The sequence below is a fragment of the Croceibacterium salegens genome, assembly GCF_009827435.1.
Taxonomy (GTDB): Bacteria; Pseudomonadota; Alphaproteobacteria; order Sphingomonadales; family Sphingomonadaceae; genus Croceibacterium_B; species Croceibacterium_B salegens.
In genome coordinates this window covers 124993-141166 of sequence record NZ_WTYM01000059.1, presented here as the reverse complement: position 1 = coordinate 141166, position 16174 = coordinate 124993, and the positions used below count along the sequence as shown (strand labels likewise).

Here is a 16174-nt window from a genome sequence, read left to right as displayed (position 1 = left end):
CGTAGCGAAGCAATCCAGAGCGATACCGTGCCACACTGGATTGCTTCGTCGCTCCGCTCCTCGCAATGACGAGGTATTGGGAGTAGGATCACTGCCATGTGGGAAGTCCGCGTAACCCCCTGCGGGGAATTCGATAACGCCCCGTTCGAGAGCAGCCATTTCGAAACCCGCCCGCTGACCAGCGCAATGGGGGCCGAGGTGGTCGGCGTGCGCCTGCCCGAACTCAGCGACGAGGGGCTCGAGGACTTCAAGCAGGCGCTCTACCACCACAAGATGCTCTACCTCAAAGGGCAGGACCTCAGCCACGCCGAGCACGAGGCCTTCGCCGCCCGGCTCGGGCCGTTCGCGGTCGACGCCTATACCCAGGGCGTGCCCGGCCACCGCGAGGTCCATCCGATCATCAAGGAAGCCGACCAGAAGGCGGCGAGCCTGTTCGGTGGCGGGTGGCACACCGACAGCCCGTTCCTCGCCGAACCGCCTGCCGTAACCTTCCTGCGCTGCGTCGAGTGCCCGCCCTATGGCGGCGATACGAGCTGGGCCAACTGCGCCCTAGCCCTGCGTCACCTCAGCGAAACCTACCGCGAGATGATCCGCCCGCTGAAGGTCTGGATGAGCGCGGTGAACAACTTCGCGACGCAGGAAAAACTCATGGGCAAGGCGATCCAGTTCGCCGATGCGGAGCGCCACGCCGAAGGCATCCGCGGCCACATCCACCCGCTATTGAAGCGGCACCCCGAGACCGGCGAGGAATCGCTCAACATCTGCGACACTTATGCCGCCGGTATCGAGGGCATGACCACGCACGAGGCCAAGCCGCTGCTCGACTTCCTCGTCCAGCACGCCACCCAGCACGCCTTCACCTGCCGCCTGCGCTGGGAGCCGGGCATGGTGGCGATGTGGGACAACCGCTGCACCATGCATCTCGGCCCCAACGACTACGACGGCTACCGCCGCGAGATGTACCGCACGACGACGGCCAGCACTTCGAGCGTGAAGGAGCGGGCGGCGGCCTGACAGACCCATGGCCGAGCGAGCGATGATCACCGACCCGCAGGACTTCTTCGACAAGGGCTGCGGACGGTGCGACCGGTTCGACACCCCCGATTGCTCGACCAGGCGCTGGCACGAAGGGCTGCTGGCGCTGCGCAAGATCTGCCTCGACGCCGGCCTCGACGAGACGGCCAAGTGGGGCCACCCTTGCTACATGCGCGGCGACCGGAATATCGCGCTCATCGCCGCCTTCCAGGGCGATTTCCGCATGACCTTCATGAACGCGGAGCTGCTCAAGGACCCCGAGGGCATTCTCGAGACCAACGGACCCAACACGCGCGTCGCCAGCATCATGCGCTTCACCGCCAACGAGCAGGTCGCAGAACTCGAACCGATGATCCGCGCCTACCTCGCGGAAGCGATCGGATACGCGGACGCGGGCGTGAAGCCGGAAAAGGAAGTCGCCGAGTTCGAACTGCCGGAGGAACTGATCGATGCCCTCGATGCCGATCCGGAGCTGGCCGAGGCGTTCGAGGACCTGACTCCCGGGCGGCAACGCAGCTACGTCATCAACCTGAACGGGGCGAAGCAGTCCGCGACCCGCATCGCCCGCATCGCCAGGTTCCGCGACAAGATCATCGCCGGCAAGGGGGCGCAGGAATATTGAGTGAGGCTCGCCATTCGCAGCGCGCTGGCCCAAGAGGCCGCGTGGCGGTCTCGCGTCAACATCCGGAAGTCCCCGAGTGCCCGATAACAGCTTCGACGTAATAGTTCTCGGCGCCGGCGCGGCGGGCCTGATGTGCGCGGCGCAGGCCGGCGCGCGCGGGCGGCGCGTGCTGGTGCTCGAGCGGGCCCAGGAACCGGGCAAGAAGATCCTCATCTCGGGCGGCGGGCGCTGCAATTTCACCAATGTCCACACCGCGCCCGACCGCTTCATTTCGGCCAATCCGCACTTCGCCAAGTCGGCACTGAGCCGTTACACGCCGCACGATTTCCTCGGCCTTGTGGTGGCACACGGGATCGCCTGGCACGAGAAGACACTGGGCCAGCTCTTCTGCGACGGCTCGGCGCGGCAGATCGTCGAGATGCTGCTCGATGAGTGCGCGAAATCGGGCGTGATGATAGCCTGCGGCGAAGACGTCGCGAATGTCGAACACCGCGGCGCAGGGTTCACCGTCACGGCTTCCGCGCGCACGGTCGAGGCCGTTTCGCTGGTCATCGCCACTGGCGGCCCCTCGATACCCAAGATGGGCGCGACTGGATTTGCCTACGAACTGGCGCGCCTGTTCGGCCTCAAGGTGGTCGAGCCACGCCCGGCATTGGTCCCGCTGACGCTCGGCGGCGAGGACGTGTTGTTCCGCGACCTGTCGGGTGTGGCCACGCCGGTCGAGGCGCGTTGCGGCAAGGCCTCGTTCCACGAAGCGGCGCTGTTCACCCATCGCGGGCTTTCGGGCCCTGCGATCCTGCAGGTCTCGTCCTACTGGCAGCGCGGCAAGGCAGTGGAGATCGACTTCCTGCCCGGCGAAAGGTTCGGTTGGCTTGTCGCCGCCAAGCAGGCCAATCCGCGAGCCACGCTGCGCAGCGTCTTGCGCAATGCAATGCCCCAGCGCCTCGCCGACGCGTTGGCCGACCGCATAGGGATCGAAGGTCCCCTGGCAAACGCGGCGGATGCAGTGCTTCACCAGGCCGAAAAGCGCCTGGCCGACTGGCAATTTCACCCCAACGGCACCGAAGGCTTCGCAAAAGCGGAAGTGACCGTGGGCGGCATCAGCACCGCGGAACTCTCTTCCAAGACGATGGAGGCCAAACGCGTCCCGGGGCTGTTCGCCGTTGGCGAGGCGGTCGATGTGACCGGCTGGCTGGGCGGCTACAACTTCCAATGGGCCTGGGCCAGCGGCTGGGCGGCGGGCCAGACCGCCTGACTCCGAATCGAGGCCAGTTGCCGTGGGGGCCGGATTTTGAAATAACTCCGACAAATTGGGAATATCGGACTCCGGCGTGCAAAGGTCGGGCTGGCGGGAGAGTATCGAATGAACAGGACCGTTTCGGCGACACTGGCTGCCAGCCTTGCAATGCTGGCGTCTTTTGCCCCGCAGCCGGCTTTCGCGCAAAGCGCGCCGCCGGCTATCGTCAATGACTTCGCGCCATCCTCAACCAATCAACCCGGCCAGGAATTTCCTCAGGTCAATTCGCAGGGCTACGTCCGCTTCAAGGTGACAGCACCGCAGGCACAGGCCGTGAGGGCGACACTCGGGCTCGGAGGACAGGGCGGCACCGTGCTTCACAAGGCGGAGGACGGTACCTGGGTCGGAACCACCAGCGGACCGCTTGACGAAGGCTTCCACTACTACCACCTCGAAATAGACGGCGGTGTGTTCAACGATCCGGGCACGCGCAACTTCTACGGTTCGACCCGCTGGGAAAGCGGCATCGAAGTCCCGGCCCACGACGCCGACTTCTACGCTCTAAAGGACGTCCCCCACGGCAACGTGCAGCAAGTCCTGTTCCCTTCGCCGAGCACCGGGACTCAGCGCCGCGCCTTCGTTTACACCCCGCCAGGGTACGATGACGGCGGAACGACGCGCTATCCGGTCCTCTACCTCCAGCACGGCTGGGGCGAGGACGAAAATGCCTGGCCCACGCAGGGGCACGCAAACCTGATCATGGACAACCTGATCGCCGAGCAGAAGACCCGTCCGTTCATCATCGTGATGACCTACGGCATGACCAACGTCATTCGTCCGGGCGAACCGGGCGGCTTGGCCCGCTTCGACATCAAGCCGTTCCAGACCGTGCTGCTCGACGAACTCATTCCCTACGTCGACAGCCATTTCCGCACGCTCGCCGACCGCGACCACCGCGCCATGGCCGGCCTTTCCATGGGCGGGATGGAGACCCAGACCATCACGACCGCCAACGTCGGCAAGTTCGGTTACATCGGCCTGTTCAGCGGCGGCACCTTCTCGCCCGACGATGTGGCGAAGACGCCCGGCTTCCGCGACAACGTGAAGCTGACTTTCGTCAGCTACGGCAGCCGCGAGCTCGAGCGCCGCAACGTCGCCCCGCCGGGAGCGCCGCAGTTCGACCCGGTGGCGAACCACGAAGCGCTGAAGGCTTCGGGCTTCAACAGCGTGTTCTACGTCTCGCCCAACACCGCGCACGAGTTCCTGTCGTGGCGGCGCAGCCTGCACGAATTTGCGCCACTGCTTTTTCGGGATTGAGGAACCGGCGTTGCGAAGGCCTCAGCGGGCCTTCGCCATTTCTTCTCGCGCCAGGTCCATCTGCGCCCTGAAGGTCGGGTTCGCCTGCAGGCGTGCGAAGGTGGCGGAGGCGGTGACCCGGCCGCCAACCGTGTCGCTCATCCAGTGTGCCCGGCATACGACCCGGCTCTGTCCGAACTCATAGCCGCGCTTGAGGAGCGCATCCTCGCGGTCCGGGGCCAGTTCGGTCAGCACCAGCGCCAGCATCCATCCGATCGCCGTGTGGCCCGAGGGATAGGAACCGTCGGACCGCAGCGCCTCCTCGTCCTTCGGCAAGCAGGTGCCGACGTTGTTCTCCACAAAGGGCCGCACGCGCTGGTAGTTGTTCTTGGCCCGGTAGGTCGACAGCCCGGCATCGGCCATCGCTCGTCGCAGCAGCATTTCGGTGTGCGGCTTGGAACCGTCGGATAGCGAGATACCGAGCACCTGCTCGAACCCGCTCACGACGTGCGGCCAGGTAAGGTCGGCGTCCGAGGCGGCGATCGCCTGCCGTTCGGGCGAGGCGGCGAGCGACTGCTGGTAGGCCTCCTGGTCGGCCGCCTTCGCAGCGCTGCCCTCGGCAGGCGGCGGGGGCAGCAACGCGAGGCTGTCCGGCATGGCGGCCGCTTCGAGATAGCCCTTGGGATAGGGAATTTCGTCGCTGATAGCGCCTACCGCCGCCACCGTGGTCGGTGGGACGGGCCCCGTGCTGGCGCAGCCTGCCATCAGCAGGACCAGCGGCGCCAGGGCGTAGCGGAGCGTCGGTGTCATATCGGCACCACACGTACTGCGGGCGCCGATGCCGGATAATCGGGTCTATTCCCGAGACGTGCCTAGTCGGCGAAGAAGTTAAGTTCGAGCAGCACGTTGTTGGGATCGGGCGTGAATATCTGCCGCAGGTTGATCGCGCTGACGAGGTTCTCCTGGTACTCGGCGCCCATCTCCTCGAGCCGTCCGAGGACTTCCTCGTAGCCTTTGCACTTCAGCGCCACGTGGTGCAGCGCGCCGGTCAGTTCGCCCGGAGTGACTTGGCGATCGTACGCGCGATAGCAGTCGAGCGAATTGATGTGGATGATCGCGCGGTCCTGCTCGTCGAACATCCACGTGGCGGTCTGCGGGGTCAGCGGCGGAGGAGCATCCTTGCGCACAAGGCCGAGCAATTTCCCGTAGAATTCGGCGGTTTCGTCGAGCCTGTCAGTGATGATGTTGACGTGGTCGAGCGCTTCGACGTTCATGGCTTTCGTCCTCTCCGGAATCGCTGCCTTTAGGCCTTGCCTACCATGCCAGATATTGTATGTGCCACATACAAAATTCGCATATATGATTCTTTCACGGATGAGAGGAAAGTTTGATGGCCGATAATCTCGAGCAAGTTCTCGCGCAGGCGAATGGCGACATTGTCGGCCAGCTGCGCAACAACCAGATCGGTGCCTACGTGTACCCGGTAGTCGCCCCGGAATTCTCCAACTGGCGTTCGGAGCAGTGGGCCTGGCAGCACGGCGCGGTCCTGTTCGACCAGTCGCACCACATGTTCGACCTCTACATCAACGGCCCCGACGCGCTCAAGCTGCTGTCGGACACGATGATCAACTCGCCGGCCGGCTTCGAGGTCAACAAGGCCAAGCAGTACGTTCCGACCACTCCCTACGGTCACGTGATCGGTGACGGCATCATCTTCCGCCTCGCCGAAGAGGAATTCGTCTACGTCGGCCGCGCCCCGGCCGCCAACTGGCTGATGTTCCACGCCGAGACCGGCGGCTACAACGTCGAGGTCATCAACGACCCGCGTTCGCCGAGCCGTCCGATGGGCAAGCCGGTGAACCGCATCTCCTGGCGCTTCCAGATCCAGGGCCCGCAGGCCTGGAACGTGATCGAGAAGCTCAACGGCGCGCCGCTCGACAAGCTCAAGTTCTTCAACATGGGCACCATGAAGATCGGCAACAAGACGATCCGCACCCTGCGTCACGGCATGGCCGGCTCGCCGGGCCTCGAAATCTGGGGTCCCTACGACGAGCAGGAATACGTCCGCGAGCACATCCTCGAGGCGGGCAAGGAATTCGGCCTGATCCCGGTTGGTTCGCGCGCCTATCCGTCGAACACGCTTGAATCGGGCTGGATCCCCTCGCCGCTGCCGGCGATCTACACCGGCGACAAGCTGGCCGACTACCGCAAGTGGCTCGGCGCCGACTCCTACGAAGCGACCGGCTCGATCGGCGGCTCGTTCGTCGGCGAGACAATCGAGGACTACTACCTCAATCCGTGGGAGCTGGGTTACGGCCCGTTCGTCAAGTTCGACCACGATTTCCACGGCGCCGACGCGCTCAAGGAAGTCGCCGAGCACAAGGACGTGCAGCGCAAGAAGGTCACCCTCGAGTGGAACGCGGATGACATGAAGACCATCACCGGTTCGCTGTTCAACCCGGGCGGCCCGAACTACAAGTTCTTCGACCTGCCGCTCGCGAACTACGCCAACTCGAACTACGACGCGGTCGTCGATGCCGATGGCAACACGGTCGGCCTGTCGATGTTCACCGGCTACTCGTTCAACGAGAAGAAGGGGCTCTCGCTGGCCACCATCGACCACGAGATCCCGCTCGGCACCGAACTCCACGTCAAGTGGGGCGAGGCTCCGAACACCGCCAAGACGACCGTCGAGCCGCACGACCAGTTCGAAGCGCGCGTCATCGTCTCGCCGGTGCCGTACAGCCAGATGGCCGGCGACACCTACCAGGCCGGCTGGCGCTCGGGCCGCAAGGCCGGCTGAGCCCGCTTGCAGTAACGGCTTGATCGGAGGCCCGCGAAGCACCACGCTTCGCGGGCCTTCTCAGTTTTGGCGGGAGAGAAAAGAATGGCGAATTTCGTGCTGGTGCATGGCGCGTGGGGCGGCAGTCACACTTACGGCGAAGTGCCCGACCGGCTTCGCGCCGCGGGTCACGAAGTTCTGGTCGCGACGCTGACGGGGCTCGGCACGCGGCAGGACGAACTGCATCCGGGTATTACACTCTCCGACCACATAGAAACGGTCGTCGAACAGATTGAACAGGCCGGATTCGAGCGCTTCATTCTCGCCGGGCATTCCTACGGCGGGATGGTCATCACCGGCGTTGCCAGCCGCCTCGGCAAGCGTATGGACGCGATCTGCTACATCGACGCCTTCCTGCCCGAGAGCGACCAGTCGCTGTGGGACATCACCGGCGAATTCGAGCACAACTGGTACATCGACAGCCAGCGGCACCGACCGGCGTGCGTGACGCCAATCGGCTTTCCCGGCGAGTTCAAAGTCATTCCCGGCGTGCTCGGCTACCACCCGCTGCTCACCCTGCTCGAAGCGATCCCCTACAGCGGCGACGAGAAGTCGATCCCGAAGAAGAGCTACATCTTCGCCACCGGATACCAGCCGACGCCCTTCCCGCGCTTTGCGGAAAAGGCGAAGGCGGCAGGTTGGGACTATCACGAAGCGGCCACCGACCACTTCGTGATGCAGAACGATCCCGACCTGACGACGAAGGTGCTGCTCGGCCTCGCGGACTAGGTCGAGGCAGGATCCCAGAAGGTCGCCAGCGCGACCGAGGCGACCATCATCGCCCGGCGCTGGCCGATCTCCGTGCCCGACGGCATGGTCAGGATCGGCTTGCCGTTGAGCTGCAGAGCGCCGATCGCCTTGCCGTCCTGCTCGAAGACGTAGCCGATCGGGTTCTCGACCGGCAGGACCGTCCCGGCCACATCGTGCACCGAACGGAAGCTTACGATATCGCCGGCCAGCGCGATTTCGCCGCGCCGTGCGTTGCGGGTGAGGTTCTCGGCCAGCCCCTTGCGCGATTCCTGCACCTCGAAGCGGGCCGGTATCGGCTGGCCCTCGGCTTCGAGGTCGCAGCGGTAGGCCATCTTGCCCGGCTTGAACTCGAGGCTGTCGAGCGTCAGCGCACGTTCGCGCACCCGGCAGTGGCCCTCGATCGTGCTGGAAATGCCCGGACCCGCAATCGTGAAGCTGGCGCGACCGCTATCCTGCTTGAACAGGTCGAACAAGCTCAGACGATCGAGCGTACGCTCGTAGCCGCCGCTGTAGGAACCGGCGAGGAACCGGCCCTTGTTCCAGACCGACATGTTCTCGAACGAGATGCGTTCGCCGCCCGCGTCGGCAAGGTTCGAGGGCATCTTCATTTCGGCGGTCGTGCAGGCCGCCAACAGCCCCATCGGGGCCAACAGAGCAATGCGAATCATTCTTGGTGAACTTTCGAAGTGGGTCACAGCGTTCATAATTGCGAGCGATTCGATGAACGGAGACTAAATGCACTTCCGCTAATAGTCTGGAGACGGATTCATCGGCCGACATAGGCCGAAACCCCTGGCGCAGCGCCGAGCCGGCTCAGGTGTCCATCGTCAGGCCCGCGACAACCCGGCAGGAACATCGGTTACCGGATAGGGACCGTCCTCGAACACCTCGTCGTGATAGCCCTTGGCGCCGACCGTCTGCGCCAGCTCGCTGCGGAAGTCTTCGCCGCGGGAAACGCAATCGAGCACGAAACGGAAATCGCGGACTGGCTCCCAGCCGAGCGCCTGTTGCGCCGCGCGGTTTACGTAGACCCGGTCGATCGTCTGCGGGAGGCGCCAGCCCGCCGCTGCGAACAGCTCCGCAGCCTCGGGATGGTGCCGGGCGATGACTGCCGGGGCATCGCTCGTCAGCCAGGGAAGGTCGCCTTCCACGAACGGCGATGTGGCCGAGACGATGTAGGTGCCGAAACCGATTTCACTCGCTCGTTCGATCGCGGCGAGATGCGCGGTCGCCATGTCCTCGATGTCAGCGCGGCGGCCGAGCAGCTCGATCGCCTGCAGGTTCTCGGTCGAATACTCCGCCCGGCGCACGCGGTTGTCGTCGTCCTCCGGAAAGAACCGCGAGGTACGGAGGACAACCACCGGTAGGCCGAAATTGCGCGCCACGACCTGGCACAGGTGCTCGGCTGCGAGCTTGGTCGCGCCGTAGATGTTCTTGGGCTGCGGGCGGACATCTTCGGTTATCCACGATGCCGGCTCGCCCTGCAGCGGGGTCAGGGCATCGCCGAAGGCGCTGGTGGTGCTGGTCTGGATGAACGCACGCACTCCGCGCGCCGCCGCGGCGTCGAGCAGCAACTGCGTGCCAAGCACATTGGTCTCGATGAACTGCTGCGGCGTGTGCGTGACGACGTGCGGCTTATGCAGGGTAGCGGTGTGCAGGACCGCGTCGACGCCCTCCATAGCCTGCCCGACCATGTCGCGATCGGCGATCGAGCCGACCAGATCGGTGAAAGCCGACGCCTTGATATCGATCCCGCGCGCTTCCCTTCCCTGCCCGCGCAGCAGGCGCATCAGGGCTTCCCCCAGATGCCCTGCGCTGCCGGTAACAAGGACGGTCATGACATCAGCGGCGCGACAACGCCTCCTCGCTCTCGGCCAGAAGCTGGGCGATGATCTGCGCCACCGGTTCCTCTTCCTTGACCATGCCCACCGACTGCCCGGCCATCAGGCTGCCGTTCTCCACATCGCCATCGATCACTGCGCGGCGCAGCGCACCGGCCCAGAAATGCTCGATGCGCAGCTGCGCCTCGGCCATGTCGACGCTGCCCTGGTCGAGCAGGAGGCCGACCTCGCGCTGCTTGGCTGTGAACTCCTCGGTGCCCTTGTTCTTGAGGGCGCGCACCGGGATGACCGGAAGGCGCGGGTCGAGCTGGACGCTGGCGACGGCATCGCGCGCACCGGCGCGGAAGAAGGCCTTCTTGAAGTCGGGATGGGCGATGCTCTCAGTGGCGCAAGCGAAACGGGTGCCGAGCTGCACGCCGACCGCACCCATTTCGAGATACCCGGCGATCGCCTCGCCGCGGCCGATCCCGCCGGCGACGAAGACGAGATGTTCGTCCTTGAGCGCGGGAAGGAATTCCTGCGCAAGCACGCTGGTCGCCACCGGACCGATGTGGCCGCCGGCCTCCATCCCCTCGATCACCAGCGCGTCGCCGCCGCTGCGCAGCAGCTTCTTGGCCAGCGCCAGCGTCGGAGCGAAGACGATGACTTTGGCGCCGTGTCCCTTGATCGCTTCGACGCTACCCTTGGGCGGGATGCCGCCGGCGAGCACGACGTGACCGACGCCATGCTTTCCGCACACCTCGATCAGCTCCATCAGCTGCGGGTGCATGGTGATGAGGTTTACCCCGAACGGCTTGTCGGTCATCGCCCGCGTCGCGGCGATTTCGGTGTCGAGCAGCTCGGGCGTCATCGCCCCGCAAGCGATCACGCCGAAGCCCCCGGCGTTGCTGATCGCCGAGACGAGGTTGCGTTCGGAAACCCAGCTCATCGCGCCGCACAGGATCGCGTATTCGGTGCCGAGGAAATCGCAGCCGCGGGACATTAGCCGCAGCGTCTTTGGAAAGTCGCTCATGTGAGCGCGATTAGAGGGGCGGGGTTAACCCTGCAAGCGGGCGTAAAACCTTCTTCAACGCCCCTGAGCTATGCGGGCACCGTAAAGGATGAAGCCATCGTCCGCCTCGTCGCGCCCCGGGCGCTCGTGGTGGCGCGCCCTTGCGGGTGTCGCCCTGTTCACGCTCGCCTACGCGTTGGCGAACCGCTTCCAGCTCGTCAACGGCGTGCTCTACCGCTGGGCGGCCAACGATTCGGAAACGGCAATCCGCAATTTCCTGCTGCTGGCCGGACAAGCGCTGGCCCTGCTCGGTGCGCTTTGGCTGCTTCCCCGACGCTGGGCGGGGGTCGCGCTCGGCCTCGCCTTCGCCTCGATCCTCGTCAACCTCGGCTACGGGCAGACCGTCGGCGACGCGCTCAGCACCGGCACACTGGCGTGGATCGGCGAGGAAGCGCGCCAGGCCGGAGAGGCGGCGGGTGAATTAACCGGGCCGCTCGCCTTGGCAGTGGCGCAGGCGCTGATTGCGACGGGCTTGCTCGTCTGGGCGAGAGTATTGCTGCGGCGTGCACTCGGCAGTCCAATCAGCGCCGCAACGACCGTCGTGGGACTCGTCTTGCTCGCCCTGCCCAATCTCGCGCTGCTGAGCGGCTGGCCGACAGCGTTTGCTGCCGAGCGCAACTTCTACACTTTCGGATATTCGGTGCTCGCCGCCGATCCGCCGCCACCCCGCGCCGCGGTCGAGCTGGCGCCCGTCACGGCGGGCACGCCCGACCACATCGTCTGGCTCATCGACGAGAGCGTCGCCTACACGCCGTTCACGCAGATCGTGTTGCCGGAAGCGCAGAAGTTCGAGCCGGTCGACTTCGGCGCCGCAGTGAGCCTCGGCAACTGCAGTGCCCCATCCAACGTCGCGCTGCGCTCGGGCGTCGACGTGCGTCATGCCGCCCCGGGTATGTACCTGCGCACTACCCCCTCAATCTGGGGCTATGCCCGCAAGGCCGGCTATCGGACCATGCTTGTCGACGGACAGACGACCGGCGTTCCGCAGAACGTTTTGCTCGCCCCGGAACGCGCGCTGATCGACGAGGTCGTCTCGATGGCCGACGGGATCGACACAGACCGCACCATCGCCGCGCACCTCAACGCCCAGCTCAAGGGGCCAGAGCGAACCTTCACCTACGTCGTGTTGCGCGGGGTGCATTTCCAGTACCGCGATCACTATCCGCTCGACACTCTGCCCGACGACGCGCCCGGAATCGAACAGTACCGCGCCGCGCTGACCTATTCGAAGCGCGGGTTCTTCACGGCGCTGTTCGACGGCGTGGATCGCGAGAAGGCTGCGGTGATCTACACCTCCGACCACGGGCAGAACCTCATCCCCGGCAAGCTGCCGCACTGCAGCCGCGAGCGGGTTCCGGCGGAATACGACATCCCGCTGCTCGCCTTCTTGCCGCAGGGTCTGGCGTCGAACTATGCCGTGCCGGTCACCGCGCGTCATTCGGCAAGCCAGATCCTGCCGACGACGCTCGAATGGATGGGCTACGATCCAGAGACCGTGCAGACGGCCTACGACATCGACCTCTCAGGCCCGCCCGCCGCCTACGTCCGGTTCGGGCGCACTGTGGTCCCGGTCAGCAAGGGCGACCGCGTCGATGTCGAGGTGAGCACTACCCCGCCTCAGTAACCGAGGATCGCTTTTACCTCGAGGAACTCCTCGATCGCGAAGCGGCCGTATTCGCGGCCGTTGCCCGATTGGCGATAGCCGCCGAACGGGGCGAAGGCGGACCACGCCGGGAAGTTGATGTGCACCTGCCCTGCGCGGATTCGTCTGGCGACACGGCGAGCGGCTTCGTGGTCGGCGGACTGGACGTGGCTCGAGAGCCCGTAGAGCGTGGTGTTGGCGATGCGGATCGCGTCTTCCTCGTCCTCGTAGGGCTGGATGACCAGCACCGGACCGAAGATCTCCTCCTGCGCGATGCGCATCTCGGGCGTGACTTCGGAGAACACTGTGGGCCGCGCGAAGAAACCGTGGTTGAGGCCTGCGGGCAGGCCGGTGCCGCCGGCGATCAGCTTAGCGCCTTCGTCTATGCCGGCCTGGATCAGCGCCTGGACCTTCTCGAACTGCGGCCGGTTGGCGAGCGGGCCGATGAAGCAGCCCTCGTCGTTCGGATCGCCGACCACAATGCCCTCCGCCGCTTCCTTCGCCAGTGCCTCGACTTCGGAAAGCCGGGAGCGCGGCACGACCATGCGGGTCGGCGCGGCGCACGACTGGCCGACGTTGCGCATCGCCCCGAGCACGCCCTTGGGCACCGCCCCGGCGAAATCGGCATCGGGCAGGAAGACGTTGGGCGATTTGCCGCCCAGTTCCTGCACCACGCGCTTGATCGTCGGCGCGGCGTTCTGCGCCACCAGGACGCCCGCACGGGTCGATCCGGTGAAGCTGACCATGTCGACGCCCGGGTGGCCCGACATGGCGTTGCCGACTACTTCGCCGGTGCCGTTGACGAGGTTGAACACGCCGGGAGGAGCGCCTGCATCGTGCATGACCTGTGCGAACAGCAGCGCAGAGAACGGCGACATCTCGCTTGGCTTGAGCACCACGGTGCAGCCCGCGGCGAAGGCCGGGACGAGCTTGGCAGTGATCTGGTAAAGCGGCCAGTTCCACGGGGTGATCGCCGCGACCACCCCGATGGGTTCGCGCTCGATATGGATGCCATCGACCGTTTCGGTGAACTCGAAGTCCCTGAGCACTTCGATCGCTGCGTTGATGTGGGCCACGCCGAACACGACCTGTCCGCCACGCGAGAAGGTGATCGCCGCGCCCATCTCCGCGGTGATCGCCTGGGCAAACGCCTCGCTACGTTCCTCGATCAGGTCGCGCACCCGTTCGAGCAGCGCCAGCCGGTCGGCGACCGACCACTGCGAGAAGGTCTCGAATGCGCGCTGCGCCGCGGCGACCGCGAGATCGACGTCTTCCGCCGTTCCCGCGGCGACATGGCCGATGGTCTCTTCGGTCCATGGGTTGGTCACGGGGATCTTCGCCGCGTTTGGGCGGTCGACCCACTGGCCATCGATGTAGAAGCGCATGTCGTCGGTCATTGGTGCAAGGTACTTTCCTGGATTCGAAGTGAGCCGGCGGTCAGTCGGCGGCGTTCACATTCCCTGCCGTGGCCTCGAGCGCAAGGGGCCCGACCAGCGAGGCGACGATTCCGGGCCGGTCGGGTGCATCGTCGCGGCGGGCGTCCATCCGTAGCTCGTTCATGCCGATGTGCGCGGCGAGGTTGCGAACGAAAGGTACCTTGCTGCCCTCGCCCCAGTCCTGGTGCTGGATGTCGAAGCGCACGATGTCGCCGTCGAATGCAAAGTTGTCGAGCACACCCATGGTGTAGGGATTGTCGCACGGGCCGCATGCCATGCCGAACAGCTCGTCGCCGTCGTTGCGGATGAAGAAGTACTGCTTGGGTTCGCCGTACCCGAAGCCGAGCCAGACCCCGAGCAGGTCCTTCGGCGAGAGTTGCTGCTTCCACGGAGCCGCCTGGACGTAGGGTGCGGGCGGTGGAGGCGCGGCTCCGCCCCTCCGCTCAAGCACCTTCACCGGCGGCGAGCCGGGGGGCAGGATGATCTGCGGGATGGTTGCCGGGGCAGGACCACGCGGGTCCTTGATGGTGACTAAGTCGATCGTCGCGCCATCGGCACCGCGCGTCCCAGTCACCCGGAGCTTCCTGCCCTCAAGCTTGCCCGTCAGCCGGTCCTGCGAGACGAGATTGCCTGCGAGGTCGAGGTGCCGGACGGTGAAGGCGATCCCATCGTCCTCGACAAAGGACCCCTCGATCCGCGCCAGTGTCGTCCCGTCCGAGCAGTAGGTGCAGTATACGCCGTGGACCTGCGCGCCGACGATGACGAACTCGAACACCTGCGGCGGTCCATCCGCCGCGCGCCAACCGCCGCGATAGTAGTCGGCGTCTTCAGCCCAAGCCGCCGGCGCGACCAGCAGCGCGGCCAGAGTCGCGATCCAGCGAACCATGCGGAGTGGCAACAAGCCGCTTATCCGAAATCGACCGGATAGGGCTTGAGCTCGCCCGAGGCGTAGCGCTTCTCCAGCCCCGGCGTGCCGTTCTCCAGGACCATGAGCATCGAGCGCTTGGGGGCGAAGCCCTGGTGGCGGATGTCGGCCGGCATGGCGCAGACGTCGCCCGCCTTCATCACCACCCGCCCGCGCGGTGCACCGGTGTTCTTGTCGGCGATGTTCCAGTGGATCTCGTCGGTCAGCTGGATGAACCACTCGTTGCGGTCGTTGCCGTGGATCACCGGGAGCATGTGCTCCTCGCTGGTTACGCAGCAGATGTTGCCGCGGGTGACGGCGCTGATCGACGGGTTCCAGGTGATGTCGGAGCGGGCGATGTGGTCGAACAGGTTGATCGCGTGGAGCTGGCCCTCGAAGCCCGGCTCGCACTCGATCTCGGGCTGGTCGAAGTCCATGTCGGCGAAGGCGCGATTGATCGAGAAGCCGTCGGCCTCGGTGCGCACGACCTTGTCGCCCGGCAGGCCGAGCATGCGGTCGGCGGCGATGAAGCTGCGCAGCAGTTCGCCTTCCTTCTCCTTGCCCTTGGGCCCGATCGGAGTGCCGGTTTCGAGCGGGGCGTTGAGCGGGTCGTAGCCTTCGGAGATCCAGTTCTTGCTGATGGTGGTGAAGGCTTCGGCGACAACCTCGGCCGGGAAGGTTTCGAGGTGGTCGATACCCTGCGCCTTGTAGCCAGCGTCGTACGAGCCGGCGAAAATGTCGACCGTGCCGTAGTGGTTGGTGGTCCCGAAGATGTCGTCGAAGAAGATCCAGCCGTAGAAGAAGCCCCAGCCGATATCGCGCACCATGGCGCGCAGGAAGCGGTCGATCTCGATGATGTGGCTGCCCTTGGGCCAGCCGATGTGGGCGAAATATTCGTCGCGGGCGAAGGTGAAGCCGCCGAGGCGGAAGCTGTCGTAGCCGGTCGACTCGTCGGTGCCGGTGGCGACGATTTTCTGTGCGGGTGCGTCCATCGGTGCCTCTCCTTCAGTTCGTTTCGCAGATTTCGGTCCAGCGCTTGACCGTCACCGGCCCGTCGACCGTCTGGACCAGCGCGACCGCGGGGCTGGCGGCGCTGAGCTGGTAGGCCGCGCCGTGCGGCAGCAGGACCTGGTGGCCCTTGCGCGCGACGACCTTGCCCATGCGCGGACCGTTGGGCTCGCCTCCGAGCTGCACCGCGCCGCCCTCATGGCCCGGCACCTGGTCGTCGGCCAGCTTGATGAAGCGGAAGGTCACCTCGCCGTCCATGACGATGGCGAACTCGTCGTGAGGCGCGGCGTACCACGGTCCGTCACCCTCGACGCGCACCGCCTCGGCGACGTATTCGAGGTTCTGCACCACCGCCACACGCTCGAACGGCGCGCTCTTTCCGGCCACCTCGTAGATGTTCGAGAAGGCGTATTTCCTGAGATCGTCGTTCAGCTCGATCACGCCCTTTTCGTAGGACTCGAGCGAGCCGGTCTTGGTCTTGTAGGCCATAATTGCACTCTCCCCGCCAGC

The 16174-nt window shown here is 65.6% G+C and carries 16 protein-coding genes; 7 read left to right on the top strand and 9 right to left on the bottom strand.

From position 1 onward, the window contains the following. Window positions 1–96: 96 nt before the first annotated feature. The 4 genes from GRI89_RS16835 to GRI89_RS16820 all read left to right on the top strand — a co-directional run bounded on the left by GRI89_RS16835 (window position 97) and on the right by GRI89_RS16820 (window position 4211). The gene (locus GRI89_RS16835; protein ID WP_159798066.1) at window positions 97–1014 is read left to right on the top strand and encodes a TauD/TfdA dioxygenase family protein; all 918 of its coding nucleotides are present in this window, start codon (window positions 97–99) and stop codon (window positions 1012–1014) included. 7 nt (window positions 1015–1021) lie between these two features. Further along, the gene (locus GRI89_RS16830; RefSeq protein ID WP_235913485.1) at window positions 1022–1657 is read left to right on the top strand and encodes a YdeI/OmpD-associated family protein; all 636 of its coding nucleotides are present in this window, start codon (window positions 1022–1024) and stop codon (window positions 1655–1657) included. 76 nt (window positions 1658–1733) lie between these two features. Then, complete coding sequence (locus GRI89_RS16825; RefSeq protein ID WP_328598322.1) at window positions 1734–2912, top strand: BaiN/RdsA family NAD(P)/FAD-dependent oxidoreductase; 1179 nt, start codon at window positions 1734–1736, stop codon at window positions 2910–2912. Between the two features lie 108 nt (window positions 2913–3020). Continuing rightward, window positions 3021–4211, top strand: a complete 1191-nt coding sequence (locus GRI89_RS16820; protein ID WP_159798064.1) for an alpha/beta hydrolase — start codon at window positions 3021–3023, stop codon at window positions 4209–4211. A 21-nt stretch (window positions 4212–4232) separates the two neighbouring features. Here GRI89_RS16820 and GRI89_RS16815 read toward each other — a convergent pair whose 3' ends face one another. Then, window positions 4233–5000: an acid phosphatase gene (locus GRI89_RS16815; protein WP_159798062.1), complete on the bottom strand. Its 768-nt coding sequence runs from the start codon at window positions 4998–5000 to the stop codon at window positions 4233–4235. Between the two features lie 62 nt (window positions 5001–5062). After that, window positions 5063–5464 (bottom strand): VOC family protein, encoded by a 402-nt coding sequence (locus tag GRI89_RS16810; RefSeq protein WP_159798060.1) that lies wholly within the window; start codon window positions 5462–5464, stop codon window positions 5063–5065. Between the two features lie 116 nt (window positions 5465–5580). Between GRI89_RS16810 and ligM the strand changes: the two genes are divergently transcribed. Both ligM and GRI89_RS16800 read left to right on the top strand, forming a co-directional pair. Next, the gene (gene ligM, locus GRI89_RS16805; protein WP_159798058.1) at window positions 5581–6993 is read left to right on the top strand and encodes a vanillate/3-O-methylgallate O-demethylase; all 1413 of its coding nucleotides are present in this window, start codon (window positions 5581–5583) and stop codon (window positions 6991–6993) included. Between the two features lie 84 nt (window positions 6994–7077). Continuing rightward, window positions 7078–7761, top strand: coding sequence for an alpha/beta fold hydrolase (locus GRI89_RS16800; protein WP_159798056.1), 684 nt, complete (start codon window positions 7078–7080; stop codon window positions 7759–7761). On the opposite strand, the gene GRI89_RS16795 is transcribed toward GRI89_RS16800, so the two are convergent. The 3 genes from GRI89_RS16795 to GRI89_RS16785 all read right to left on the bottom strand — a co-directional run bounded on the left by GRI89_RS16795 (window position 7758) and on the right by GRI89_RS16785 (window position 10635). Further along, window positions 7758–8450 (bottom strand): VV20781 family protein, encoded by a 693-nt coding sequence (locus tag GRI89_RS16795; RefSeq protein ID WP_159798054.1) that lies wholly within the window; start codon window positions 8448–8450, stop codon window positions 7758–7760. The two genes, GRI89_RS16800 and GRI89_RS16795, sit on opposite strands and share 4 nt — an antisense overlap. Window positions 8451–8609: 159 nt before the next feature. Beyond that, window positions 8610–9620 carry an NAD-dependent epimerase/dehydratase family protein gene (locus tag GRI89_RS16790; protein WP_159798052.1) on the bottom strand — a complete coding sequence of 337 codons (1011 nt, stop codon included), beginning with the start codon at window positions 9618–9620 and terminating at the stop codon, window positions 8610–8612. A gap of 4 nt (window positions 9621–9624) precedes the next feature. After that, window positions 9625–10635, bottom strand: a complete 1011-nt coding sequence (locus tag GRI89_RS16785; RefSeq protein WP_159798050.1) for an NAD(P)H-dependent flavin oxidoreductase — start codon at window positions 10633–10635, stop codon at window positions 9625–9627. Between the two features lie 88 nt (window positions 10636–10723). Here GRI89_RS16785 and GRI89_RS16780 point away from each other — a divergent pair, with 88 nt between their 5' ends. Continuing rightward, window positions 10724–12298 carry a sulfatase-like hydrolase/transferase gene (locus GRI89_RS16780; protein WP_159798048.1) on the top strand — a complete coding sequence of 525 codons (1575 nt, stop codon included), beginning with the start codon at window positions 10724–10726 and terminating at the stop codon, window positions 12296–12298. Here GRI89_RS16780 and GRI89_RS16775 read toward each other — a convergent pair. From GRI89_RS16775 to GRI89_RS16760, 4 genes are read right to left on the bottom strand one after another with little or no spacing between them, the layout of a single operon-like run. Further along, window positions 12292–13713: an aldehyde dehydrogenase family protein gene (locus GRI89_RS16775; RefSeq protein WP_159798046.1), complete on the bottom strand. Its 1422-nt coding sequence runs from the start codon at window positions 13711–13713 to the stop codon at window positions 12292–12294. The two genes, GRI89_RS16780 and GRI89_RS16775, sit on opposite strands and share 7 nt — an antisense overlap. Before the next feature lie 40 nt (window positions 13714–13753). After that, window positions 13754–14638 (bottom strand): hypothetical protein, encoded by an 885-nt coding sequence (locus GRI89_RS16770; protein ID WP_159798044.1) that lies wholly within the window; start codon window positions 14636–14638, stop codon window positions 13754–13756. A gap of 20 nt (window positions 14639–14658) precedes the next feature. Continuing rightward, window positions 14659–15648, bottom strand: coding sequence for a hydroxyquinol 1,2-dioxygenase (locus tag GRI89_RS16765; protein WP_159798042.1), 990 nt, complete (start codon window positions 15646–15648; stop codon window positions 14659–14661). A gap of 13 nt (window positions 15649–15661) precedes the next feature. Next, window positions 15662–16153 (bottom strand): cupin domain-containing protein, encoded by a 492-nt coding sequence (locus GRI89_RS16760; protein WP_159798040.1) that lies wholly within the window; start codon window positions 16151–16153, stop codon window positions 15662–15664. Window positions 16154–16174 lie beyond the last annotated feature (21 nt).